Below are 23,016 nucleotides of genomic sequence, written 5' to 3' on the forward strand. Positions count from 1 at the left end.
CCAAATCGATATTAGACACGGATCGTCGTGGCTTCAACAATGCGGCGAACCAGGAGACAAAAAGCCATGTCAGAGCAAGTTGCACACGCTGCCACCGCCGCGCCGCAAGGCGCGCGCCCCGATTTGCATCCCATTCCCGACCGCCACGGTCAGAACCTGTTCACCACCGACACAGAGCTGCACGCCCTGCTCGCGCTCTACCTGCCCGCCGACCTGCGCGCGCACATGCAGCCGCACTTCGAGCGGCTGGGCGGCATGGCGGGCGGCCTGCTCGACGAGCTGGCCGGCACCGCCGACCGCAACCCGCCCACGCTGAAGCAGCGCACGCGCACCGGGCTGGACGAGCAGAAGGTCGTCAAGCACCCGGCCTACGTGGAGATGGAGCGCCTGGCGCTCAGCGAGTTCGGCCTGGCCGCCATCTCGCACCGCGACGACACGCTGGGCTGGCAGGGCAAGATGCCGCCGCTCGTGAAATACGTGCTGACCTACCTGTTCGTGCAGGCCGAGTTCGGCCTGTGCTGCCCGGTGTCGATGACCGACTCGCTCACGCGCACGCTGAAGAAGTTCGGCACGCCCGAGCTGGTCGCCAAATACCTGCCACGCCTGACCTCGCTCGATTTCGACGAGCTGGCCCAGGGCGCGATGTTCATGACCGAGCAGGCCGCCGGCTCCGACATCGCCGCGACCGCCACGACCGCGCGGCAAGAGTCCGACGGAAGCTGGCGCATCACAGGCGACAAGTGGTTCTGCTCGAACCCCGATGCGGACTTCGCGATGGTGCTCGCGCGCGCCGAAGACGGTGCGCCAGGCATGAAGGGCGTGTCGCTTTTCCTGCTGCCGCGCCGGCTGGACGACGGCAGCCTGAACCACTACCGCATCATCCGTTTGAAAGACAAGCTGGGCACGCGCTCGATGGCCAGCGGCGAGATCCGCCTCGAAGGGGCGTTCGCGCACCTGGTGGGCGAGGCCGGCCGCGGCTTCGTGCAGATGGCCGACATGGTCAACAACTCGCGCCTGTCGAACGGCGTGCGCGCTGCGGGCCTGATGCGGCGCGCGGTGGCCGAGGCCGAGTTCATCGCTTCGCAGCGCCGCGCATTCGGCCGCACGCTGGAACAGATGCCGCTCATGCAGCGCCAGCTCGACAAGCTGCGCCTGCCGGCCGAGCAGGCACGCACGATGGTGTGCCAGACCGCCCTGGCGCTGGCCCGCTCCGATGCGGCCGAGCCCGATGCGTACGCGCTGCTGCGCATCCTCACGCCGCTCATCAAGTTCCGCGCCTGCCGCGACGCGCGCAAGGTGACGGGCGACGCAATGGAAGTGCGCGGGGGCTGCGGCTACATCGAGGAGTGGAGCGACGCGCGGCTGGTGCGCGATGCGCACCTGGGCTCGATCTGGGAAGGCACCAGCAACATCGTGGCGCTGGACGTGATTCGCGCGGTGAAGCGCGAAGGCTCGCTGCCGGTGCTGCGCGCGCACTGCGAGAAGCTGCTCGACGACGCGGCGCTCACTCCCGCTTTTTCAAAGGCCTTGCACGATGCGTTCGCACGCGCTGCCGCGCTGGCAGAAACCGCCGCGCGCGAAGGCGGCGACGTGCTCGCACGGCAAGCCGCCTCCGCGCTCTACCACTGCACCAGCGCCATCGCCATGGCCTGGGAGGCGGCGCACGGCGGCTCCGCCGCGCGCCTGCGCTGGTCGCAGCTGGTGCTGCTGCACCGCGTGCTGCCGCGCGACCCGCTCTCGCCCGACGCCATGCCCGCGGACTGGAACGGCGCCCACGTTCAACCCGCAAGCGCGCTCGCCTGAGCCACTGGTCCATTCACAAAAACGGAGACATCCCTTGAAACGCTCGACCTTCCTTCTGGCCGCCTGCGCCACGCTCTTCTCCGCATGGCCCGCCGCCCATGCCGCCGACGCCTTCCCCTCCAAGCCCCTGATGCTGGTCGTGCCCTTCCCGCCCGGCGGCCCGACCGACGCGATGGCGCGCACGCTCGCCGCCGAGATGAAAGACCGCCTCGGCCAGCCCATGATCGTGGAGAACCGCGCGGGCGCGGGCGGCAACATCGGCGCCGAATACGTGGCCCGTGCCGAAGCCGACGGCCACACGCTGATGTTCGGCACCTCGGGCCCGCTGGCCATCAACAAGAGCCTGTACCGCAAGATCAACTACGACCCGGTCAAGAGCTTCGCGCCCGTCATCCAGGTCGGCTACCTGCCCAACATCCTGGTGGTGAACCCTGCCCTGCCGGTGAAGACGGTGCCCGAACTGGTGGCCTATGCCAAGGCCAACCCGGGCAAGCTCAGCTATGCCTCGTCGGGCAACGGCGCATCGTCGCACCTGGCGGGTGTGCTCTTCAACTCCGTGGCCGGTACCGACCTGCAGCACATTCCGTACAAGGGCACGGGCCCGGCGCTGAACGACCTGCTGGGCAACCAGGTGAGCATGACTTTCACCGACATCCTCACGGCGCTGCCCTACGTCAAGGCCGGCAAGCTGCGTGCGCTGGGCGTGGCCACGCTCGCACGTTCGCAGGCGCTGCCCGACGTGCCCACCATTTCCGAGCAGGGCTACAAGGGCTATGACGTGAGCGTGTTCTTCGGCATCGTCGCGCCGGCCGGCACGCCGGTCGACCGCATCGCCAAGCTCAACCATGCGTTCGCGGAGGTGTTGAACTCGCCGAAGGTGAAGCAGATGTTCGCGTCCCAGGGTCTCGAGGCATCGGCCGATACGTCGCCGCAAAAGCTCGGGCAGTTCGTTGCCGCGGAGTCTGAAAAGTGGAAGAGCGTCGTTCTGAAATCAGGGGCGCAGCTCGATTGATTTGCGGTCGCTTGCACGGAACACCGAAATGACCCAAGCCCAAGGCGCCCTCGCAGGCATCCGCGTCCTCGACATCTCCCGCATCCTCGGCGGCCCGTACTGCGGCCAGATCCTCGGTGACCACGGTGCCGACGTGCTCAAGGTCGAGCCACCGCAGGGCGACGACACGCGCACCTGGGGCCCGCCCTTCAAGGAGGGCGTGGCCTCGTACTACCACGGCCTGAACCGCAACAAGCGCGTGCAGCACCTCGACTTCTCGACCGACGAAGGCCGCGACGCACTGCTCGCGCTGGTGGCCGAGGCCGACGTGCTGATCGAGAACTTCAAGACCGGCACCATGGAACGCTGGGGCATCGGCCACGAGACGCTGTCGCAGCGCTTTCCGCGCCTGGTGTGGTGCCGCGTGTCGGGCTTCGGCGCCGACGGCCCGCTGGGTGCGCTGCCGGGCTACGACGCCGCCGTGCAGGCCATGACCGGCATCATGAGCATCAACGGCGAGGCCGACGGCGGACCGCTGCGCGTGGGCCTGCCGGTGGTCGACATGGTGACCGGGCTCAACGCGGTGATCGGCGTGCTGCTCGCGCTGCAGGAACGCAACCGCAGCGGACGCGGGCAGTTCGTGGAGGCGGCGCTGTACGACAGCGGCCTGTCGCTGCTGCACCCGCATGCGGCCAACTGGTTCATGGACGGCACCGCGCCGCGCCGCACCGGCAACGCGCACCCCAACATCTACCCCTACGACGCGCTGGCCACCGGCACCGACCCCGTGTTCGTGGCCGTGGGCAACGACCGCCAGTTCGCCAGCCTGTGCCGCTGCATCGGCCTGCCCGCGCTGTCGGACGATCCGCTCTACCGCACGGCCGGCGCGCGCTCCGTGCACCGCGACGGGCTCAAGCAACAGCTCGAGGCCGCGATGGCCGCGTTCGACGGCCGCGCGCTGGTCGACCGGCTCATGGCCGCCGGCGTGCCCGCCGCGCCGGTGCTGACGGTGGACGCCGCGCTGCAGCATCCGCACACGCTGCACCGCGAGATGGTGGTCGAGATGCCGGGCGGCTACCGCGGCATCGGCGCGCCGGTGAAGCTAGGCCGCACGCCGGCGAGCTACCGGCATGCGCCGCTCACGCCCGGCAAGGCCTTCCTGCCCCTCGACACCGCAGCCGAAGACTCAGCGGAACATTGACGACCGGCCGCGGCCGATGCCGTAGTACGCGATGCCCGCGGACTCGGCCTGCGCCGCGTCGTAGAGGTTGCGGCCGTCGAAGAGGGCCGGCGTGCGCAGCGCCTGCGCGATGCGTGCGAAATCGGGTTGGCGAAACTCCGGCCATTCGGTGACCAGCGCCAGCGCATCGGCGCCCTGCAGCGCCTCGTCGGCCGTCGCGCACCAGCGCACGTCGCCGCGCTCGCCGACGATGCCGCGCGCGGCAGGCATCGCCGCCGGGTCGTACACCCGCGCGCGCGCACCGGCCGCCCACAGGCGCTCCAGCAGCACCAGGCTCGGTGCGTCGCGCATGTCGTCGGTGTCGGGCTTGAAGGCCAGCCCCCACACCGCGATGGTCTTGCCCGCGATACGGCCTTCGAAGTGGTGCGCCATCAGGTCGAACAGCCGGCCCTTCTGCGCGTGGTTGGTCGCCTCGACCGCCGAGAGAATGCGCAGCGTGTGCCCGTCGCGCTCGGCCATGCGCTGCAACGCCCGCACGTCCTTCGCGAGGCACGAGCCCCCGTAGCCCGCGCCCGCCTGCAGAAAGTCGGGCCCGATGCGGCGGTCCGCACCGATGCCGCGCCGCACGCTCTCGATGTCGGCGCCCGCCTGCTCGGCCACGCGCGCCATCTCGTTCATGAAGCTGATGCGCGTGGCCAGCATCGCGTTGGCCGCGTACTTGGTGAGCTCGGCCGAGCGGCGGTCCATCACCAGCAGCTGCTTCGGGTCTTGAATGAACGGTGCGTAGAGCCGGGTCAGCAGGGCGATGGCCCACGGGTCCTGGGAGCCGATCACGATGCGGTCGGGCTGGCGGCAGTCGCGCACCGCCGAGCCTTCGCGCAGGAACTCGGGGTTCACCGCCACCGCGATGCGATGGTGCGCGCCGCGCTGCGCCAGCTCGCCGGCCAGCACGGCCTCGACCTGGTCGGCAGTGCCCACGGGCGCGGTCGACTTGCACACGACCAGCGCCTCGCGGTCGCGGTGCCGCCCGATGCCGGCCGCCACGGCCATCACATGGCGCAGGTCGACGCGCCCCTGCGCATCGGCCGGCGTGTTGACCACGATGAAGATCACCTCGCCATGCAGGCAGGCCGCGTGCGCGTCGGCGGTGAAGCGCAGCGTGCCGGCGGCCAGGCCTGCCCCCACCAGCGCCTCCAGGCCGGGTTCGTGCAAGGGCATCAGGCCGCGCTGCAGGCCCTCGATGCGCGCCAGGTCCGCGTCCGCGCACAGCACCTCGTGGCCCGCCTCGGCCAGGCTGGCGGCGAAGCTCAGGCCCACGTAGCCGGCGCCGAAGAGACTGACCTTCATGGGCACGCCCTTGATGTGGCGCACTGGCCGCTGGCGCGGTTGTGCGATAAAAGCAGGATGGAAGCTTTCAAAACCATGTCCGGACAGGAAAATTCGATGATGCCCCATCAAGTTGCCGCGCGTTGCGCGCTGGTCCTGGAGACCAACAACCTGCGCGGCGGAGCGGACGCCGAAGCAAAGACGGCCACCAGCCTGCAGCGCCTGGTCGCCCTGCTGGCGAAGCAGAAGCTGCCGCTCACCGCGCTGGCGCAGGTGGTCGTCACGCACGACGGGCTGAGCCCCGCCACCTGCGAGGCCGTGAGCGCGCTCGCGGGCCGCCCGGTCGACTTCGTGCGCATCGACACCACCACCGGCTACTACGACGCCAAGAACGTCGGCTTCGAGGCCACCGATGCGCAGCGCTGCACCCACGTGGTGTTCGCCGACGCCGACTGCCTGCCCGACGACGACTGGCTGCTGCAGATGCTGCTGCCGTTCACGCAGGCCGATGCGCCCGCCGTGGTCGCCGGGCGCACCAGCTACGCGGCCAACGTGGTGGGCACCGCGCTGACGACCATCGACTTCATGTACTTTCCGAACGCAGACCACGCCGGCGCCACGAGCAACTTCTACGCGAACAACGTGGTCTTCCGCCGCGAGGTGTTCGCGCAGCACAGCTACCAGGCGCTGGACGGCGTGTACCGCGCGCACTGCCAGGTGCTGGGCATGCGGCTGAAGGCGGCCGGCGTGCCCATTCACTACGCTGCCAAGGCCCACACCGAGCACCGCCTGCCCGACACGCGTGCCGAGGCGCTCAAGCTGCGCTGGATGCGCGGGCAGGACACCTATTCGCTCACGCCGCACCTGCTGCGCAGCTATGTGTCGCCGCGCTGGCAATGGCTGGCCAGGAGCGGGCCGATCGGGCCGCTGGCCGTGCTGTTCACGCGGCTGGGTTTCAGCGTGAAGGCGCTGAACCGCCAAGACCTTCCACCGCTGCGCGGCGTGCGCTGGCTGGCGGGCGTGGCGCTCATCGTGGGTTTCTCGGCGGTCGACATGCTGGGCGCGTTCGCGCGCGGCATCGGCTGGCACACCACCGGGCGCACCCATGCGGACGCACAGGCGCTCTCCTATCACCGGCCCTGAGCGCGGCCCTTCTCCCGCACAAGAACAACAACACAAGACCATGCCCATCCGCTCTTCCTTCATCGCCCGGCCCACCGCCCGTGGTGCTGCCCGTCGTGCCGCGCTCGGCCTCGCGCTCGCGGGCGCCTTCTCGCTGGCCGGCGCCGCCGACTTCACCGGCCGCGGCGTCTTCAACTTCAGGTCCGACGCGGGCTGCCCCTTCGCCGCGCTGGCAGGCGTCGGCAACGACTGCAACCGCCTTGCGCTGGACGACCCCGACACCCGCGCCGCGCTCGACGGCGCGGCGCACACCATTCGCTTCACCAACACGCGCAGCTACGCCGAGAAGACCATCGTCGGCGACGTGCTGCTGCAGGGCTCCGGCCAGGCGCGCAGCGGCCAGCGCGTGCCGCTGACCTTCCATGCGCTGCTGAGCCGCTCGGGCACCGACTGGTCGGTGAGCAGCCATGCGCACTCGCCCGTGGGCGACGAGTTCAGCGACATCCGCATCGACCCGTTCCAAGTGGCGGTGAACGACGCCGGCGCCGAGCGCGTGGTGCTCAGCGCCGACCAGGTCGTCGCCGCGCTCGCCAGGCCCTCGCTCACCGCGCGGCTGGCCAACGTGCTGGTGCAGGTGGACGACAACCGCACCGACGGCGCGAAGGACGCCGACATCACCATCGGCCTGGGGCTGAGCAAGGCCTCGAAGTCGGTTGCGCGCGCGCGCTTTCGTGCGCCGGCCGCCAGCAGCCGCGCGCTGGCCGACGCGATGCAGCAAGGAAACTGGACGCTGGAGCTGCAGGCGCTGAGCGGCCAGATTCCGCGCCAGGTGGTGCAGCGCGACCTGTTCCTGTACGGGCTCGAATCGCAGTCGCTGCTGCAGCCGCTGTTGCAGCGCGGCTTCCACAAGAACGAGAAGCTGGTGCTCGGCGCGGCCAACGGCAAGGGCTATGTGCGCTACGACGGGCAGCAGCGCGAGTTCGCGGGCGCCGACGCGGCCGCGCGCGCGTTCCTGCAGGACAGCTTCATCGGGCTGGTGCTGGGCTGGCAGCAACAGCAGCAGCCACCCGTGCAGGCGGCGAAAGCGAAGGCCGATGGACGCTGAACCTGCCATCGCCGCACCGGGCTTCGACTGCCTCGCCCCGCCCGCGCTGCGCGGCTGGCCGGCGCTGCAGGCGCGGCTGGTGCACCACGTGAAGCGCGCCGCATTGCGCCAGCTGCACGCGAGCAACGCGGGCGAGATGCTGCTGCTGCGCTTCTACCTGGTGGGGGAAGAGTCTTCAGAGCAGGCGCTGCAGCGCGAGCTGCGCATCGCCCCGCCCGACTGGCTGGTGCGCCAGCTCGACCAGCACCTGGCCGACGAGCAACTGCACGCGCGCCTGTTCGCGCAGGCCATCGTCGAACGCGGCGGCCACGCGCAGGCCGCTGCATCGCCCGAAGAAGCGCCGCGGCCCGACTGGCTGAGCCGGCGCAAGCTGGCGCGCTGGCAGGCGCTCATTCGCCGCCATGCGCCGCACTTCGCGCACGGCGGGCTGGTGCCGGCCTATGCCATCGGCCTCGCGGCCGAGCAGATGGCCTCGCGCATCCTGCAGCGGCATTGCGCGCTGATTGGCGGGCAGCATGCGCTGCACCCGCTGCTGACACGCGTGCTGGCCGACGAAGACCGCCACATCCGCCTGTGCAGCCACACGCTGCAGCGCTGCGTGGCGCCGCACGAGCAGGCGCGCCTGGCGCAGCTGATGCGCGAGGTGCGCGACACCGAGCGCGGCTTCGGCATCACCGGCGCGCTGGGCATGTGGCTCTCAGGCGCGGCCCTGCGCCTGCGCCCCGGCGCGGCGCGGCCGATGCACGCCTGAGCGATGCCCGCGCGCATCGTCTACCTCGCGACCGCGGACGCGCGCGGCCACCTGATGCGCGCCCAGTTGCTCACGCACGCGCTGCGCGCGGCCGGCGTGCAGGTGCAGGTGCTCACCACGTCCGACGAGGGCGCGCGCTTTCTTGCCGGCTTCGGCATCGACGCGCCGGTGCTCTCGCGCCACTACGCGGTGCAATTCGACGCGCAGCAGAACATGCTGCGCCGCGAGACCGACCGCAACGTGGCGCACTACATGTTCCATCCCGGGCGCATGCTGCGCGACGTGTGGCGCCTGCGCGCGCATTTCCGCCATGCCGACCTGGTGGTGAACGACTCCTTCCATCCCGCGCTGCTGTGGATGGGCTGGCTGCCGTTCTGGCGGCGCAAGGTGGTGCATGTGTACGGCGCCAGCCTGCGGCACGCGCTGGAGACGAACTTCAAGGGGCGCATGCCGGGCCCCGTCGCCAAGCTGTTCGGCGGCATCGTGGCCTGGCAGATCGACCGAAGCCGCGCGCGCATCGAGCATGACTTCGCCTACGGCGAGCCGCAGCATGACGGCCGCGGCCGCCACCGGCTGGCCACGCCGGTCGCGGTTGTCGACGCGGTGGACCGCAGCGATGCGGCACGGCACGTGGCCGCCGTCTACCTCAATCCGCATTTCGAAGACCCGGCGCTGGCCGACGGCCTGGAGCAGGGCCTGGCCAGCGCGGGCGTGCCGGCGCACTTGGTCGGCGAGGGCTATGCGCAGCGCGCGCAATGGCATGCGCGCGACGAGCACTGGATCGAGGCGGCCGCGCACAGCGCCTTCATCGTTTCCGCGCCGGGCATGGCGGCGCTGTCGATCGCGTCGGTCTACCGCAAGCCCATCCTGCTGCTGCTGACGGACCAGCCCGAGCAAGCCATCAATGCGGGCCGCGCGGCACAACTGGGCCTGACGCACCGCGTGGTGGTGTGGCGCGGCGATGCGCCGAAGTTCGCGCGTGCGGTGGCCACGGCGGCTGGCGAGTTGCTGGCCTTGCCGCAGAGCGCAGGGAACGCTGACGAAGGCCGGCAGGGTGCCATCGACAGGCTCCGTAATTGGACGGCGCTGCTGTGCGCGCTGGCCACTTCGGGACGCTCGCCGCCGGGGTGAGTTCGGGGCGCGTTCACGGGCCGATGGCTACCCCACGACCCCGCGCGCCGAATCGACCACCGCACGAAATACGCGCGTCATCGCGCGCACCGGATGCATCTCGGACCACGGCTTCGAGCTCGTCTTCGGCGGCGCCGAAATCACGCCACGGCCCATGCGCAGCGACACCTGCAGTTTCTTGAGCGTGAACGCCGGCCGGGTCACGCCGCGCATCAGGCCACCGCGCACCGTTCCCGCAGCCACCACGAACTGCACCACCAGGCACTTGCGCCCCGCCGTGGGCTCGACCTCGAAGACCAGGCTGCGCCGCCGCGCGCCGGTGCCGCGCTGGCCCTGCAGCACCATGCCGTCGAACATGGCGTGCACGCTGGTGGCCTTGGCGTTGCTGCGGTAGTCGATGCGCACTTCCAGGCGGCAGGGCTGCTGGTGCGCCTGCGCGGGCGTGTGCGACAGCGAAGGCAGCGGAATCACCAGGCAGGCCAGCTCGCCCTCGCTGCGCGCGCCCTCCCCGTCGAAACCCGCCCAGCCGTGGCTGAGCCAGCCCATCGCGGGGCTGCCGGGGTGGAACAGGTAGGGGCGGTCGGTCTGCAGTTCGGCCGTATCGCACAGGCCGTGGGACTGGTCGTCGAGCCCCCAGCGCGTGAGAAAGGCCTTGTCGAGGGCCGCCGCCGGCCAGGCCGACGGGCCAGCGGCCGAGGGACCGTCATCGGCGCTGCACACCGCAGCCATGCAGTCCACCGACCCCAGCGCCGCGCCCATCGGTATCCAGCCCGAGCAAGCCCGCGGCAGCTGCGCCGGTGCGTTGCGGTCGGCGCGGATCAGCGCATGGGCGGGCTTGCGGAAGTAGCGCGCCTCGGTCAGCACGCTCGACGACAGGCTGGCCGCAAAGTGCACGTTGGTGGCCGACAGCAGCGCGTAGGTGTTCTCGCGCGTCCACGCCACGTTGGGAATGGCGCGCGCAATGGGCGCCAGGTCGTGCAGCGCGCTCTCGTAGGGGTGCGGCTTGACGACCAGCAGGTCGACGCCGCGGGCCAGCTCGCGCAGCGGCGCGATCACGCTGGCCGGGTGCATGGTGCGCCCGCCGCTCACCAGCGACAGGTCGACCAGGCTCTGGCCGAAGAACAGGCCTATGCGCAGGCGCGGGTCGAACAGCGCCTGCGCGCCGTGCCGCGCGAAACGCCCCTTGAGCGCGCTCGCGTGGTTCCAGAACAGCTCCTCGTCCACACGGCGCGCCAGCAGCGCGGCTTCGATGACCGGGTCGTTGGTGCGCGCGCAGAAGTGCAGGTGCTCGGTGAAGCGGCGCGGATCGATCTCGATGTCCAGGTAGCTCGCGCCGCCGCGGTCGATGCAGTGCTGCAGCGCGGGCGTCAGGCCCCAGCCGATGACCAGGCACCCGGGCTCGAACGCCGGCAGGCCCTCGCGCCCGGCGAGCGGCACCAGGTCGGCGGTGCAGGCACGCGCCCAGCCGGCCGGCGTGCAGGGCAGTTCCAGCCGGTCCATGAGGCGCGCCACGTCGATGCGCCCGCCTTCGGACAACGGCGCGATCTCGCCCATCGGCAGGTCGAGCCGGCCCAGCGCGGCGTCGAAGAAGGCGCGCAGGAATCGCCGGTTGGCGACGTGGTACTGCAACCCGTTGACGGGCGAGCGGAAGAAGTCGTCCGCAAAGACGACGTGGCGAAAACGGCGTGTGGTCATCGGTCTCGGGAGGACCGGGCTGCCGGTTGCAGACCGTCCCTCCGGCCTTTCCTGAGCGATGCGCCAATCTAGGCAGGCACTCTTAGCTACCAATGAGAACGGCGCGGGCGGTGCGCAAAGTTGCCGTAAAGGCCCCGGGCCGCGCCGATTCAGTCGAGCACCAGATTCAGCTCGCGGATCAGCGGATGCCAGCGCGCCGACTCGCCCTGCAGCAACGCCGCGAACTGGCTGGGCGCATCGCCCACGGGCTGCACGCCGAACTCGGCCAGCTTGCGCTGCACCACGGGGTTGTGGATGGCATCGGCCACCGACTGCTGCAGCCGCGTGACCAGCTCGCCCGGCGTGCTGGCGGGCACCACCAGGCCCATGAGCGCGGCCGCCTCCACCCGGGGCATGCCGAGCTCGGCGAAGCTGGGCACGCCCGGCAGCTCCTTCAGCCGCTGGGGGTGCGCCACCGCCAGCGCGCGCAGCTTGCCGCTCTGGATGAAGCGGCGCGACGCGGCCAGGTCGCACATCATCACGGGCAACTGGCCGCCGGCCACGTCGGCCAGCGCGGGCGCGGCGCCGCGGTAGGGCACGTGCACCATCTCCAGCCCGGCCTCGCGCTCGAGCAGCTCCATCGCCAGGTGCTGCGGGCTGCCGGTGCCGGCCGAGGCGAAGCTCACCTTGCCGGGGAAGGCGCGCGCATCCTCGATGAAAGCCCGCGCGTCCTTCTGGCCGCTGGACGGACCGACCAGCAGCACCATCGGCAGCCGGCCCAGAAGGGTGACGGGCGCGAAGTCGCGCGACGGGTTGTAGCTGAGGTTGCGGTACAGCGCGGGGTTGAACACCAGCATGCCGTTGTCGGCCGACAGCAGCGTGTAGCCGTCGGCGGCCGCGCGCGCGGCCTCGATGGCGCCCAGCGCGGTGTTGCCGCCGGCGCGGTTCTCGATAAGCACGGGCTGGCCCGCGTCGACGGACAGCTGCGCGGCGATGGTGCGCGCGACGATGTCGGCGCCGGCACCGGCCGGGTACGGCACGATCCATCGGATGGGCTTGGCGGGGTAGCCGAACTGGGCCTTCGCCGCGCGGGGCAGCGCCGTGGCAGCCAGCGCGGCCAGGACCAGGAGTCGCAGCAGCAGCGGTCGGCGGGTCATGGTGCGTCGGTCTCCGAAGGAGATACAGGCGCCATGTTAGGCCGGGTTGCCTGTTCGCGTCAGGCGGCCGCGCTCAGGGCGCGACGGGGTTGCCGGGCGTGCCGACGTCGCGGGCCGGCGCCGCAGCCGCGCCCGGCGTGCGGTAGCTGACGTTCACCGCAGGCACCGGGGGCTCCGGCGGCGGACGCGTGATCTTGACGAGGGGCGCCCTGGCCGGCAAGGCGGCAGGCGCCGGGGCGCCGGTGGCCATCGGCGTGAAAGGGTCGGCGGGCGTGGAATAGCGCACCGGGGCGGCCGGCGCCGGCGCCACCGGAGCGACGGCAGCGACGGGGGTCGCCGAAGCCACCGCGCCGGCCGGCACGGCCGGTGCGGCTTTCGGGTCGTAGAGCACCGCGCCCTTGCCGACCCCGGTGGCCACCGGCCCCACGCCCACACCCACGCCGGCCGTGCCGGACACCAGCCCGCCGTTGTTCACGGCCACGCCGGCGCCGAGCGGGCCGAAACCGGTGTTCAGGCCCACCGAGAAATTGCCGTCCTTGGTGGCGCCCAGCCCCAGCGAGAGCCCGGGCACCAGCGGAATGCCGATGCGGTAGTGCGAACAGCCGCCCGCCATCAGCAGCAGCAACCCCGCCGAAGCGATGGCTGCGCCACGAACGACGCGCGGCCGGCCGGTCACACCAGCAGCGCGTTGACGCGCCTCACATAGGCCGCGGGGTCGGCCGGCAGGCCGCCTTCGGCCAACAGCGCCTGGTCGAACAGGATGTTCGCCAGGTCGTCGAAATGCGCGGAGCTTTCGAGCTTCTTCACCAGCGGATGCTCGGCGTTCACCTCGAGCACGGGCTTCAGTTCGGGCGCGGGCTGGCCGGCCTGCTTGAGCATGCGCGCGAGCTGCGTGCTCATGCCGCCGTCCTGCACCACCAGGCAGGCGGGCGAGTCGACCAGGCGGGTGGTCACGCGCACGTCGTCGGCCTTGTCCTTGAGCGCTGCCTTCAGCCGCTCGAGCAGCGGCTTGAACGACTCGGCGGCTTCCTCGGCGGCCTTCTTCTCGTCTTCGTCCTGCAGCTTGCCCAGGTCGACCGCGCCCTTGGCCACGCTCTGCAGCGGCGTGCCGTCGAACTCGTTGAGGTAGTTCAGCGCCCACTCGTCGACGCGGTCGGTCATCAGCAGCACCTCGATGCCCTTCTTCTTGAAGACCTCGAGCTGCGGGCTGTTCTTCGCGCCGGCCAGGGTGTCGGCCGTGATGTAGTAGATCGCGTCCTGGCCGTCCTTCATGCGCGCCTTGTAGTCGGCGAAGCTCACGCTCACCGTGTCGGTGGTCGTGGAGGCGTAGCGCAGCAGCTTGGCGATGCGGTCGCGGTTGCCCATGTCCTCGCCCAGGCCTTCTTTCAGCACCGCGCCGAACTCGGCGTAGAACTTGGCGTACTTGCCCGATTCGTCGGCGGCCGCGGCGGCCGCTTCAGCGGCGGTGGGCGCGTTCTTGTCGACCACGTCGGTCACGGCTTCGGTCGGCTCCGGCGCGGGCACCGATTCGCCCGAGCTCACGTCGATCAGGCCTTCGCCGCTCTCGGGGCCGGTCTTCTGCTTCTTCGCCAGGTCTTCGAGCATGCCGAGCACGCGCTTGGTGCTGCCCTCGCGGATGGCCTTCACGTCGCGGCTTTCCTGCAGCAGCTCGCGGCTCACGTTCAGCGGCAGGTCGGCCGAGTCGATCACGCCCTTCACGAAGCGCAGGTAGCTGGGCATCAGCGCCTCGGCGTCGTCCATGATGAAGACGCGCTTGACGTACAGCTTCACGCCCGCGCTCTTCTCGCGGTTCCACAGGTCAAAGGGCGCCTTGGCCGGAATGTAGAGCAGCTGCGTGTACTCGGTGCTGCCTTCCACGCGGTTGTGGCTCCAGGCGAGCGGGGCCTCGTGGTCGTGGCTGATGCTCTTGTAGAACTCTTCGTACTGCTCGGTGGAAATGTCTTTCTTCGGGCGGCTCCACAGGGCGTTGGCCTTGTTGATGGTTTCCCATTCGCCGGTCTTCACCATGTCGCCGGGCTGGTCGTTCTCGCCCTCTTTCCACTCTTCCTTTTCCATCAGGATGGGCAGCGAGATGTGGTCGGAGTACTTGCCCACGACCTGCTTGATCTTCCAGGCGTTGAGGTATTCGTCGGCATCGTCGCGCAGGTGCAGCGTGATGCTGGTGCCGCGCGCCGCGCGCGTGATGTCGGCCACGTCGAAGTCGCCGGCGCCGCCGCTGGCCCAGCGCACGCCCTGCTCGGGCGGCACGCCCGCGCGGCGCGATTCGACCGAGATGCGGTCGGCCACGATGAAGCCCGAATAGAAGCCCACGCCGAACTGGCCGATGAGCTGGGCGTCGGCCTTCTGGTCGCCGCTCAGCTTGCTCATGAAGTCCTTGGTGCCGCTCTTGGCGATGGTGCCCAGGTTGTCGATCGCTTCCTGGCGCGACAGGCCGATGCCCTTGTCGGTGATGGTGAGCGTGCGCGCTGCCTTGTCGAACGAGATGCGCACGTCGAGTTCGGGCTGGTCTTCGTACAGGTCGGGCTGGTCGAGCGCCTCGAAGCGCAGCTTGTCGCACGCGTCCGACGCGTTGGAGATCAGCTCGCGAAGAAAGATTTCCTTGTTCGAGTAGAGCGCATGCGTGACGAGGTGCAGCAGTTGCGCGACTTCGGCCTGGAAGGGGAGTTTGGTGTTGGAGGAATCAGCCATGGAAAAAAGAAGTGTCGAGTCCGAAAAATTCTAAGCCGGCAGGCGCCTGCGAAGTGACGTTGCGCCAGCCTCTCAAGTGGGGAGGTCCTTCGACTTCATCAAGGCGGCGATGAGGTCGAAAGGCCCATTTTGCGCATTCCCGAAGAACAAAAACCAACGCTTCGCAAGGTGGAAACCCGTGTTGTCATGAAAAGTTACCGTAGATAACATTTTTAGAAATATCCTGTTCTTGGCTCCACAACAGGGCGGCAGCGCCCCGGGAAAACAGGGATGTCGTTTGATGATTCGAGTGGCACTGCGGACTGCGGTCGGTCCCGCCGGCGCACGCCGACGCCCGGCCTGCCCCCCTGTGTGGACAGTCTGCGCAGCGGCGCTGGCAGGGCTGTCATGCGCCCACGGGCAGACCGCCCCACCCCCGAAGAGCAGCGGCGCGGCGACGCCAGCCGCACCCGACGTGGCTGACGCGCGCATCGAACCCATCGACCGTGCGCAGGCGGAGCAGGCGCGTTTGCGCGCGCTCATCGAGTCCGCGCCCAAGGCCTACGAAGACCGCTTCATGAACACCGCCGAACCCGTGGCGACCGAGGGCGCCGCCGAGGCCGAGCCGCCGCAGGGCTTTCGCGCCTGGCTGGTGGAAAGCCGCATCGGCCTGGGCGACGCCACCGGCACCGGCTACAGCCGCCAGCGCGCCACCGAGTTCGGCCAGCGCCTGGAATACCGGCGCGAAACGCTCAACTACGGCGAGTTCGTGCTGCAGGCCGACGCCCGCCATCTGAGCGGCGACAGCTTCCTGGGCGGCGGGGGCATCGGCTCGCTGGGCTATGCACGCGACGCCACCAGCGGGCGCTTCACGCTGCGCAACCTCGGTTTTCCGCTGACCACGCAGACCTTCGCCGACAGCGCGGTGGGCGACATCTACAGCGAACTCACCGACGGGCTGGCGCGCAACTACCGGCTGTCGCTGGGCTCGACCACCGTGCGCGGCGCATCGACGCGCATCTTCAGCTCCGACCTCGACGTGCGCGCGGGCTTCGGCGAGCGCGGCAACCTCGCGGGCGGCCCGTACCCCGGTTTCGAGAAGAGCCAGGGCACGCTCGGCTGGCTCGGGCTCACCCGGCGGCTGGGCGACCCGTGGTTCGCGTCGTTCCAGCTCGACCAGGCGCGCAACATTCCGGCGTACTACTTCGACCCGGTCACGGCGCAAGGCTTCGGCCGCAAGGACGTCGACAGCTGGGCCACGTCGATCGGCTATGGCAGCGAATTGCTGCGCGACGGCGACCTGCGGGCGCGCGCCACGCTGGTGGGCAGCCGCACCACGTCGCCGACGCCGGGCGTGGCCACGGGCGCTTCCCAGGGGCTGTTCGTGGAGGCGAGCGCGCGCACCGGCGCCTACCGGCACGAGCTGGGCGCCTACACGGCGCGGCCCAACCTGTACTTCGGCGACTACCCGCTGGCCACCGGCACGCGCGGCGCGTACTGGCGCATCGACCGCAGCGACAACCGCCTGAACTGGGGCGCCGGGCTGGACCTGGAGCGCGCCGCGCCGAACGACAGCTTCAACCTCTTCGGCTACCGCCGCGCCGGCGCGAGCGGCAACTTCCAGTACCTGCTGGACCGCAACACCTCGTTCGGCGGCAGCGTGAACCTGATGCAGACGCGCTACGAAAACGAAGGCACGGGCAGCGCGGGCGCCACCTCGGGGCAGGACAACCGCTTTCGCAGTCTCTACGCCAACGCCTTCTACCAGACGCGGTTTTTCGACTGGCCGCGCAGCCGCTTCAACCTGGCGGTGCGGCGCAACGAGGCCATCGTGCTGGGCGACGGCACGGCCACCGGGCAGGAGCTGCAGTGGGAGCAGGACTGGATCGGCGGGCGCTACGAGACCCTGCGCCCCGAGCTCACCACCACGCTGGGCTACGCACGCGACGAGAGCAGCGGCGACGTGCGCCACTACCCCACGGCGGGCGCGCAGTTCCGCTTCTGGGTGGCCAGCGGCGTCAGCATGACGGGCAACCTGCGCTACACCTCGCAGCACGGCGGCCTGTACACCAGCCGCGGGCTGTCGGGCACGCTCGGTGCCGAGAAAGACCTGGCGCCCGGCTGGCGAGTGGGCATTTCCGCCAACCTGAACCAGGCGCGCGCCACCACGGTGCCGGTGGCGCTGAACACGCCTGCGCTCTTTCGCACCACCGACAAGACGGTGTACGTCTACCTGCGCTGGGAAGGCTCCGCGGGCACCGCCTACCAGGCCGCGGGCGCCCGCAACGGCAGCGCCGGCGGCGGCAGCGTGACGGGGCGCGTGTTCTTCGATACCAACAACGACGGGCAGCCGCAGATCGGCGAAGGCGGCGTCGCCAACGTCGAGGTGCTGCTCGACGGCCGCTACCGCGCCACCACCGACCGCGACGGCCGGTTCGAATTTCCGCTGGTGACCACCGGGCGCCACCAGCTCACTCTCACGCCCGAGACCGTGCCGCTGCCCTGGGGGCCGGCGCGGGACGCGGGCGCGAGCGTCGATGTTCCGCTGCGTGGCCAGGCCAGCACCTCGATCCCCGTGGTCAAGGTCGGGCAGTAGCCACCTTTTTCTTGTTTGTTCCACCGCAACGCAAAGGAAACCGAGATGAGACACCACCCGAGACTGCTCACCGTGGCCGCCGGCGCGGCCCTGGCGCTGGCCGCCGGCATGGCCCTGGCCGAAAGCCAGTACGGCTACGGCACCGGCGTGCCCGCCGTCACGGCCCAGGCCCACCTCAACCTGAGCGTGACGGTGCCCAAGCTGATCCTGCTGCGCGTAGGCACGCAAACCGGCAGCGGCGACACACTGAGCTGGACCGCGCCGATCACCTGGGCCACCGCGCCCACCATCACGGCCGGCAACAACCAGGCGGCCAACTGGGACGGCACCGCGCCCACGCTGGGCACGGTGACCAACCCGGCGGCGGTGCCGGTGTCGGCGTGGACCAACAGCAGCGGCGGCGGATCGCTCACCTACACGGCGGCCGCCTTCGCGCCCACCGGCGGCCCCCTGCTCACCAACATCGGCGTGAGCTCCGGCGCGGGCCTGGCGCACCCCGGCGGCGCGACGCTGGTGGCCTCCGGCGCGGCGGCGAGCACCTTCGTGCCGTCCACCGTCGCCACCGGCACCTGGACCTTCTCGCTGACCGGCACCGCCCTGACCTGGACGCCGGGCACCTACACGACCGTCATCACCTACACCGCCACCAGTGTCTGAGCCGCTGCGCGCAGCGGTGGCCCTCGCGCTCCTCGCCGGCATGGCGCCGCGCGCGGACGCGGTCTTCACCTACGCACCCACCGATTCTCCCTACGGCATCACGCTGCAGGTGGGCTCGGCGGCGGCCATCGACGAGGTGGTGTTCAACGCGACCGGCACCAACGCGGGCCTGGCGACGGGCACCGCCATCGCCGGCTCGCAGTCGATCACCATCCGCATCAGCCCGGCACGCCCGGCCAGGCTGCTGGCCGAGACGCGGCCGGTGACGCTCACCGCCACGGTGCCGGCGGCGCTCACCTGCACCACCTCGGCCAGCTGCGGCGCCAACCTCATTCCGTTCAGCACCATCAGCTGGGTGTCGACCAATGCGACCAGCCCCACCGAGGGCGACATCCAGAACGGCAGCTTCGTGGCCGGCTCGACGCAGACGCTGGCCAGCTTCAACGCGGCGACGGCCACCGTGCTGCTGGTCAACAGCGACACCCGCTTCATGTCGAACACCCTGACCTTCAAGTACGCCAACACCACGGTGTACCCCGCGGGCAGCTACAGCGGCACGGTGCGCTTCACCGCCACCATGCTCTGACCATGCACGCCCCCGCCCCCCGCACACGCCGGTCGGCCACGGCCACCCGCCTGGCTGGCCTGGCCTTGCTGGCCTGGCTCGCCGGCGTGCCGGGCGCGGCCCACGCGCGGGTCGAGCGGCTGGACGACTCGAGCTCGCCGAGCGCGCAGGTGCGCGCCCCGGCGGACGACTCCCCCGTCGTCGCGCCCGGCGCGGGCGCCTCGCCCATTGCGCGCATCGCTTTCGGGCGGGTGCACTACCGGCTGGCCACCGCGCGCTACGTGGGCCGCCAGGCGCGCATCTACTACGTGCTGCCGATGGCGGTGCCGGGCCTGCGCTCGCCCGCCGGCCTGCAGGTGAGCTGGCGCACCAACGGTTTTTTCGCCAGCGGCAGCGGGCGGCCCGGCGACCGCGTGCCGGTGTGGAACGGCGTGGTGCGCGACGCGTGGATCACCGAGGCGCTCGACCTGGTGTGGCAGCTCGACGTGCGCCAGGTGCGGCTGTCGCGCGGCATGCCGCTGGGCTTCGAGGCTTATTTCGAAATCGAGACATCGCCATGACACAACCGCTTTCGACGGTGCTTTCCCGCCGCGCCACCTTCGCGCTTTGCGCTGTTGTCGCGCTGTGTGCCGTGCCGCCCGCCTGGGCCGCCCCGTTCGAGATCGCGATCATGCCGTCGCGCTTCGAACTGTCGGCCAAGAGCGGCACACGGCTGGGCCAGTCGCTGGACATCCACAACGTGAGCGCCGCCGCCGCCGAGCTGTCGGTGCGCACGCTCGACTGGAGCTACTCGCCCGAGGGCGAGATCGCGTACCTCGACCCGCTGCAGCCCGGCAGTTGCCGGCCGTGGGTGCTGCTGGAGCGCAAGACGTTGAGGGTGCCAGCGCGCGGCAAGGCGTCGTTCCGCTTCCAGATCGAGCCGCCGGCCGATGCGCCGCGCGGCGAATGCCGCTTCATGCTGGCCATCGAGGGCGTGGAGCCGGCCTACCGCGCCGCCATCGGGCAGGGCGGCGCCAGCCTGAGCCTGCCGGTCACAGGGCGCATCGCGGTGGCGGTGTATGTGCTGATCAACGGTGCCGAGCCCAGGCTGGCGCTGAGCCAGGTCGGCATGCGCGAGGTGCACGGCCAGCGCACGCCCTATGTCACGGTGAGCAACACCGGCGACGCGCACGGCCGCCTGGACGGCAGCCTGGACGCGACCGACGCCGCCGGCAAGCGCTTCGAGCTGGTGCCCGAGGGCACGCCGGTGCTGCCGGGCCAGACGCGCCAGCTTCCGCTGACACCCAAGCCCGAAGGCGACGGCAAGGCGGCCGCGCCGGTGTACCCGCTGAAGGCCGCCGGCACGCTCGACTGGGAGAAAGGCGGCTTCAAGGTGAACGCGGAGTTCCGCTGATGCGGGGCACCGGCCCGCGCTGCCGGGCTTGTCGGATCGGCCGGGCCTGTGCGGCGGCCCTGTGCGCCGCCGGGGCCATGGCCGCCGGCCCCGCGCGTGCCGACACGGCCACCACCCTGGGCCTGGGCACGCCGGCTTTCGTCGACCTGAAGTTCACCGTCAACATCGACAAGTTCGTGTTCTTCCGGCTCGGCACCGGCGCCTGGCCCGCGACCAGCGGCACCGTCGACGGCGCGGCCTTCACGCTCACGCCCACCATTCCCGGCGGGCCGACCACGCCGGTTGTGGGCAACAACACCGCGGCCAACTGGAGCGGCGCGGCGCCGGCCTTCGCGGTGACGCCCGCGGCGGGCGTCACGCTGGCGGTCGAGGTGCGCAGCAACGGCGGCCAGGTCAGCCTGCGCGCCACCGCGAGCACGCCGCTCACCAGCACCACCAGCGCGAACACCATTCCCATGTCGGAGATCACGGTGGCCAGCGACGACGCCACGCTGCCCGCGCCGGCCATTCCCAACGCCGGCACGGGCGGGGCCGTGAACGTGACGCCCACCGCCTTCGGCACCCTGGTGACGCAGCGCGCCGCGAACTGGACCTTCTCGTACGCCAACCTCACGAGCCGCCCGGCCGGGGTCTACCTCGGGCAGGTCACGTTCACCGCCAGTTCGCCCTGAAGCCCGCCAAGACGCCCTGAACGCCCTGAACGCCTTTGCCCGCGCCAAGTCAGGTGGCGCTGGGATCGATCCCCAAAGCTCCGACGTGGATCTTTCCCTCACCCTTTCAGGAGCTTTGCATGAACAAGAACCCCCGGATGACCTGGATCGCCGCCTGCCTCGGCCTGGCCGCGCTGGCCGCCCAGATGCAGGCCCAGGCGCAGGTGCCCGCCGGTGCGCCCGCCGGCACCACCGTGCAATGCAAGGACGACAGCTATGCCTCGCCCGACACCAAGTCGGGCGCCTGCCGCGGCCACAAGGGCATCAAGACCTGGTACGGCAAGGACGGCAAGGGCGCCGGCGCCGCGGCGGCGCCCGTGGCGGCGGCACCGGCGGTCGAAACGCAGTCGGCCAGCGTCGACAAGACCGGCGTGGCCCCCAGCACCGGCACGGCCACCCGCACACCCGGCGCGCCCGACCTCACCAAGATGGCGGCCGCGCCCGGCGGCGGCGCGGGCAAGGTGTGGGCCAACGACGAGACCAAGGTCTACCACTGCATGGGCGACCGCTACTACGGCAAGACCAAGAAGGGCGAGTACCTGAGCGAAGCCGACGCCAAGACCAAAGGCATGCACGCCTCGCACAACAAGACCTGCACGTCCTGAAGGGCTCGTTCCAGGAACACCGCGGAACCGGCTTCGCCGGGCCGCAGGTGTTGCCCCCGGTAGGGGGAAGGAGAAGCGACACGAAGTGCGCGCAGCCTGGGGGCGAGCCTATTTTTGCGATTCGACCTCTCGGGTCCAGCGGTCGATGAGGCGCTTGCGCTCCTGCGCCTTGCCGTACTTCTCGAAGTCGTACTTGATGAGCTTCACGTCGGCCATCGACGGAATGCGCGGGTCGGGCCTGAAGGTCTTGTTGGCCGGCGACTGCAGGCTGCCGACCTTCCCGCCGATGGACTGGCCCGCGGGGCTCATGAGCCAGTCGTAGTAGCGCTTCGCGTTCGCCTGGTTGCGCGCGCCCTTCACCAGCGCGATGCCGCCGATCTCGTAGCCCGTGCCTTCGCAGGGCGCGGCGGTCTTGACCGGGAATTTGTCGTAGCGCCACTTCTCGAAGCCGAAGATGAAGCTCACGCCGATGGCCACCTCGCCCTTGGCCACGTCGGGCGCCTGCGCCTGGCCGCTGCGGGTGTAGCTGGTGACGTTGCGGTGCAGCTTCTTCAGGTAGTCGAAGGCCGCGTCTTCGCCCATCTGCTGCACGAGGCCCGCGATGATGGTGTAGGCCGTGCCGCTGGAGGCCGGGTGGGAAATTTCGATCTCGCCCTTGTATTCGGGCTTGACGAGGTCGGCCCAGCACTTCGGCTCGGGCAGCTTCTTTTTCTTCAGCAGCTCGGTGTTGAAGCCGAAGCCCATCGCGCTCGTGTAGAAGCCGCCCACCATGTTCTGCGACATCGCGTACTGGCGCACCGACCAGTCGTGCAGGTCGTTGATGTAGGCCGGCCGGTAGGGCTCCAGCAGGCCCTGCTCGGCGGCCTGCAGGAACGGGTCGCCGGTGCCGCCCCACCAGATGTCGGTCTTGGGGTTGGCGGCCTCGGCGCGCAGCTGGGCGCCGATTTCGCCCGTGCCCTTGTGGGCCTGCAGCACCCGGATGCCGGTCTCGCGCGTGAAGGCCGTGGCAGCCGCCTCGCACCAGCCCGCATCGGTGCTGCACAGCGCGTTGACGGTGCCCTGCGCGGCGGCGTTCGATGCCGAAAGAAGTGCCACCGTGGCCACGCAGGCGACGGTGGCGATGTGCCGAATGGCGAAGCTTGGCATGCGCGGCCCTCCTCGTTGCTGGAGGCCGCAGGATAGCGCCCGGTGGGGCGCGCCGCCAACAACGCCGTCAGCTGCCGCTGCCGGACTTCACCATCGGCAGCGACGTCGACTGCCCGATCGGCTCGGTGCCGGTCGGGTGCGAGGCCGCATAGGCGCCGGCCTGGATGTCGGCCACGGGCAGCGTCGAGTTCATCGCGGGTGCGCTGGTCGACTGGCCCATGGGTTCGGTGCCGGTGGGGCGGGCCGCGGCCATGGCGCCGGCCTGCACGTCGGGGCGTTCGGGCGAATTCATCTGCAGCGGATGAAAGTCGGAGCCGTCCATGGTTTCGGCCGAGGCCTGGACCGTGCCCAAGGCTGCCAGCGCAGCGAAGGAACCGACGGCAAGAAGCTTGAAGGAAGTGCGCATGATGTGTGTT

21 protein-coding genes are annotated in these 23,016 nt (G+C 70.6%); 14 read left to right on the plus strand and 7 right to left on the minus strand.

Features of this window, described 5'->3' with window-relative positions:
• Positions 1 to 66: 66 nt before the first annotated feature.
• The 3 genes from ACSFA5_RS18100 to ACSFA5_RS18110 are packed head-to-tail and all read left to right on the plus strand — an operon-like array spanning position 67 to position 3,995.
• Entirely contained in the window at positions 67 to 1,803 is a 1,737-nt protein-coding gene (locus ACSFA5_RS18100) for an acyl-CoA dehydrogenase family protein (protein WP_435445435.1), read from the plus strand.
• 34 nt (positions 1,804 to 1,837) lie between these two features.
• Positions 1,838 to 2,815: a Bug family tripartite tricarboxylate transporter substrate binding protein gene (locus ACSFA5_RS18105; protein ID WP_435445436.1), complete on the plus strand. Its 978-nt coding sequence runs from the start codon at positions 1,838 to 1,840 to the stop codon at positions 2,813 to 2,815.
• A gap of 28 nt (positions 2,816 to 2,843) precedes the next feature.
• Positions 2,844 to 3,995 carry a CaiB/BaiF CoA transferase family protein gene (locus ACSFA5_RS18110; protein WP_435445437.1) on the plus strand — a complete coding sequence of 384 codons (1,152 nt, stop codon included), beginning with the start codon at positions 2,844 to 2,846 and terminating at the stop codon, positions 3,993 to 3,995.
• Here ACSFA5_RS18110 and ACSFA5_RS18115 read toward each other — a convergent pair.
• The gene (locus ACSFA5_RS18115; RefSeq protein ID WP_435445438.1) at positions 3,981 to 5,321 is read right to left on the minus strand and encodes a UDP-glucose dehydrogenase family protein; all 1,341 of its coding nucleotides are present in this window, start codon (positions 5,319 to 5,321) and stop codon (positions 3,981 to 3,983) included. The genes ACSFA5_RS18110 and ACSFA5_RS18115 overlap by 15 nt on opposite strands.
• Positions 5,322 to 5,417: 96 nt before the next feature.
• Between ACSFA5_RS18115 and ACSFA5_RS18120 the strand changes: the two genes are divergently transcribed.
• The 4 genes from ACSFA5_RS18120 to ACSFA5_RS18135 are packed head-to-tail and all read left to right on the plus strand — an operon-like array spanning position 5,418 to position 9,409.
• Positions 5,418 to 6,443: a glycosyltransferase family 2 protein gene (locus ACSFA5_RS18120; RefSeq protein WP_435445439.1), complete on the plus strand. Its 1,026-nt coding sequence runs from the start codon at positions 5,418 to 5,420 to the stop codon at positions 6,441 to 6,443.
• Between the two features lie 40 nt (positions 6,444 to 6,483).
• Positions 6,484 to 7,527, plus strand: a complete 1,044-nt coding sequence (locus tag ACSFA5_RS18125; protein ID WP_435445440.1) for a hypothetical protein — start codon at positions 6,484 to 6,486, stop codon at positions 7,525 to 7,527.
• Positions 7,517 to 8,278 (plus strand): hypothetical protein, encoded by a 762-nt coding sequence (locus ACSFA5_RS18130; protein ID WP_435445441.1) that lies wholly within the window; start codon positions 7,517 to 7,519, stop codon positions 8,276 to 8,278. The genes ACSFA5_RS18125 and ACSFA5_RS18130 overlap by 11 nt, the downstream gene beginning before the upstream one ends.
• A gap of 3 nt (positions 8,279 to 8,281) precedes the next feature.
• On the plus strand, positions 8,282 to 9,409 hold the full coding sequence (locus ACSFA5_RS18135; RefSeq protein WP_435445442.1) for a glycosyltransferase family protein: 1,128 nt from the start codon (positions 8,282 to 8,284) through the stop codon (positions 9,407 to 9,409).
• Between the two features lie 27 nt (positions 9,410 to 9,436).
• Here the strand turns inward: ACSFA5_RS18135 and ACSFA5_RS18140 are convergent, their stop codons facing one another.
• The 4 genes from ACSFA5_RS18140 to htpG form a co-directional block, all read right to left on the minus strand.
• Positions 9,437 to 11,104: a hypothetical protein gene (locus ACSFA5_RS18140; RefSeq protein ID WP_435445443.1), complete on the minus strand. Its 1,668-nt coding sequence runs from the start codon at positions 11,102 to 11,104 to the stop codon at positions 9,437 to 9,439.
• A gap of 149 nt (positions 11,105 to 11,253) precedes the next feature.
• Positions 11,254 to 12,240: a Bug family tripartite tricarboxylate transporter substrate binding protein gene (locus ACSFA5_RS18145; protein WP_435445444.1), complete on the minus strand. Its 987-nt coding sequence runs from the start codon at positions 12,238 to 12,240 to the stop codon at positions 11,254 to 11,256.
• 73 nt (positions 12,241 to 12,313) lie between these two features.
• Positions 12,314 to 12,916, minus strand: a complete 603-nt coding sequence (locus ACSFA5_RS18150; protein ID WP_435445445.1) for a hypothetical protein — start codon at positions 12,914 to 12,916, stop codon at positions 12,314 to 12,316.
• A complete protein-coding gene (htpG, locus tag ACSFA5_RS18155) occupies positions 12,913 to 14,949 on the minus strand; it encodes a molecular chaperone HtpG (RefSeq protein ID WP_435445446.1) in 2,037 nt (678 codons plus the stop codon). The genes ACSFA5_RS18150 and htpG overlap by 4 nt, the downstream gene beginning before the upstream one ends.
• 454 nt (positions 14,950 to 15,403) lie before the next feature.
• On the opposite strand from htpG, the gene ACSFA5_RS18160 reads away from it, so the two are divergent.
• The 7 genes from ACSFA5_RS18160 (at position 15,404) to ACSFA5_RS18190 (ending at position 21,454) form a co-directional block, all read left to right on the plus strand.
• Positions 15,404 to 17,524 carry a carboxypeptidase-like regulatory domain-containing protein gene (locus ACSFA5_RS18160; protein WP_435445447.1) on the plus strand — a complete coding sequence of 707 codons (2,121 nt, stop codon included), beginning with the start codon at positions 15,404 to 15,406 and terminating at the stop codon, positions 17,522 to 17,524.
• A 45-nt stretch (positions 17,525 to 17,569) separates the two neighbouring features.
• Positions 17,570 to 18,181: a hypothetical protein gene (locus ACSFA5_RS18165; protein ID WP_435445448.1), complete on the plus strand. Its 612-nt coding sequence runs from the start codon at positions 17,570 to 17,572 to the stop codon at positions 18,179 to 18,181.
• Positions 18,174 to 18,767 carry a hypothetical protein gene (locus ACSFA5_RS18170; protein ID WP_435445449.1) on the plus strand — a complete coding sequence of 198 codons (594 nt, stop codon included), beginning with the start codon at positions 18,174 to 18,176 and terminating at the stop codon, positions 18,765 to 18,767. Before ACSFA5_RS18165 ends, ACSFA5_RS18170 begins: the two co-directional genes overlap by 8 nt.
• 2 nt (positions 18,768 to 18,769) lie before the next feature.
• Positions 18,770 to 19,306 (plus strand): hypothetical protein, encoded by a 537-nt coding sequence (locus tag ACSFA5_RS18175; RefSeq protein ID WP_435445450.1) that lies wholly within the window; start codon positions 18,770 to 18,772, stop codon positions 19,304 to 19,306.
• Positions 19,303 to 20,139, plus strand: coding sequence for a fimbrial biogenesis chaperone (locus tag ACSFA5_RS18180; protein ID WP_435445451.1), 837 nt, complete (start codon positions 19,303 to 19,305; stop codon positions 20,137 to 20,139). Before ACSFA5_RS18175 ends, ACSFA5_RS18180 begins: the two co-directional genes overlap by 4 nt.
• Positions 20,140 to 20,216: 77 nt before the next feature.
• A complete protein-coding gene (locus ACSFA5_RS18185) occupies positions 20,217 to 20,810 on the plus strand; it encodes a hypothetical protein (RefSeq protein ID WP_435445452.1) in 594 nt (197 codons plus the stop codon).
• Positions 20,811 to 20,929: 119 nt separating this feature from the next.
• Positions 20,930 to 21,454 (plus strand): DUF3761 domain-containing protein, encoded by a 525-nt coding sequence (locus ACSFA5_RS18190; protein ID WP_435445453.1) that lies wholly within the window; start codon positions 20,930 to 20,932, stop codon positions 21,452 to 21,454.
• A gap of 108 nt (positions 21,455 to 21,562) precedes the next feature.
• Here the strand turns inward: ACSFA5_RS18190 and ACSFA5_RS18195 are convergent, their stop codons facing one another.
• On the minus strand, positions 21,563 to 22,600 hold the full coding sequence (locus tag ACSFA5_RS18195) for an ABC transporter substrate-binding protein (RefSeq protein ID WP_435445454.1): 1,038 nt from the start codon (positions 22,598 to 22,600) through the stop codon (positions 21,563 to 21,565).
• 67 nt (positions 22,601 to 22,667) lie between these two features.
• On the minus strand, positions 22,668 to 23,006 hold the full coding sequence (locus ACSFA5_RS18200; protein WP_435445455.1) for a hypothetical protein: 339 nt from the start codon (positions 23,004 to 23,006) through the stop codon (positions 22,668 to 22,670).
• Between the last annotated feature and the right edge of the window lie 10 nt (positions 23,007 to 23,016).

The organism is Variovorax monticola, from assembly GCF_051216855.1.
In the GTDB taxonomy this organism is placed as follows: Bacteria; Pseudomonadota; Gammaproteobacteria; order Burkholderiales; family Burkholderiaceae_C; genus Variovorax.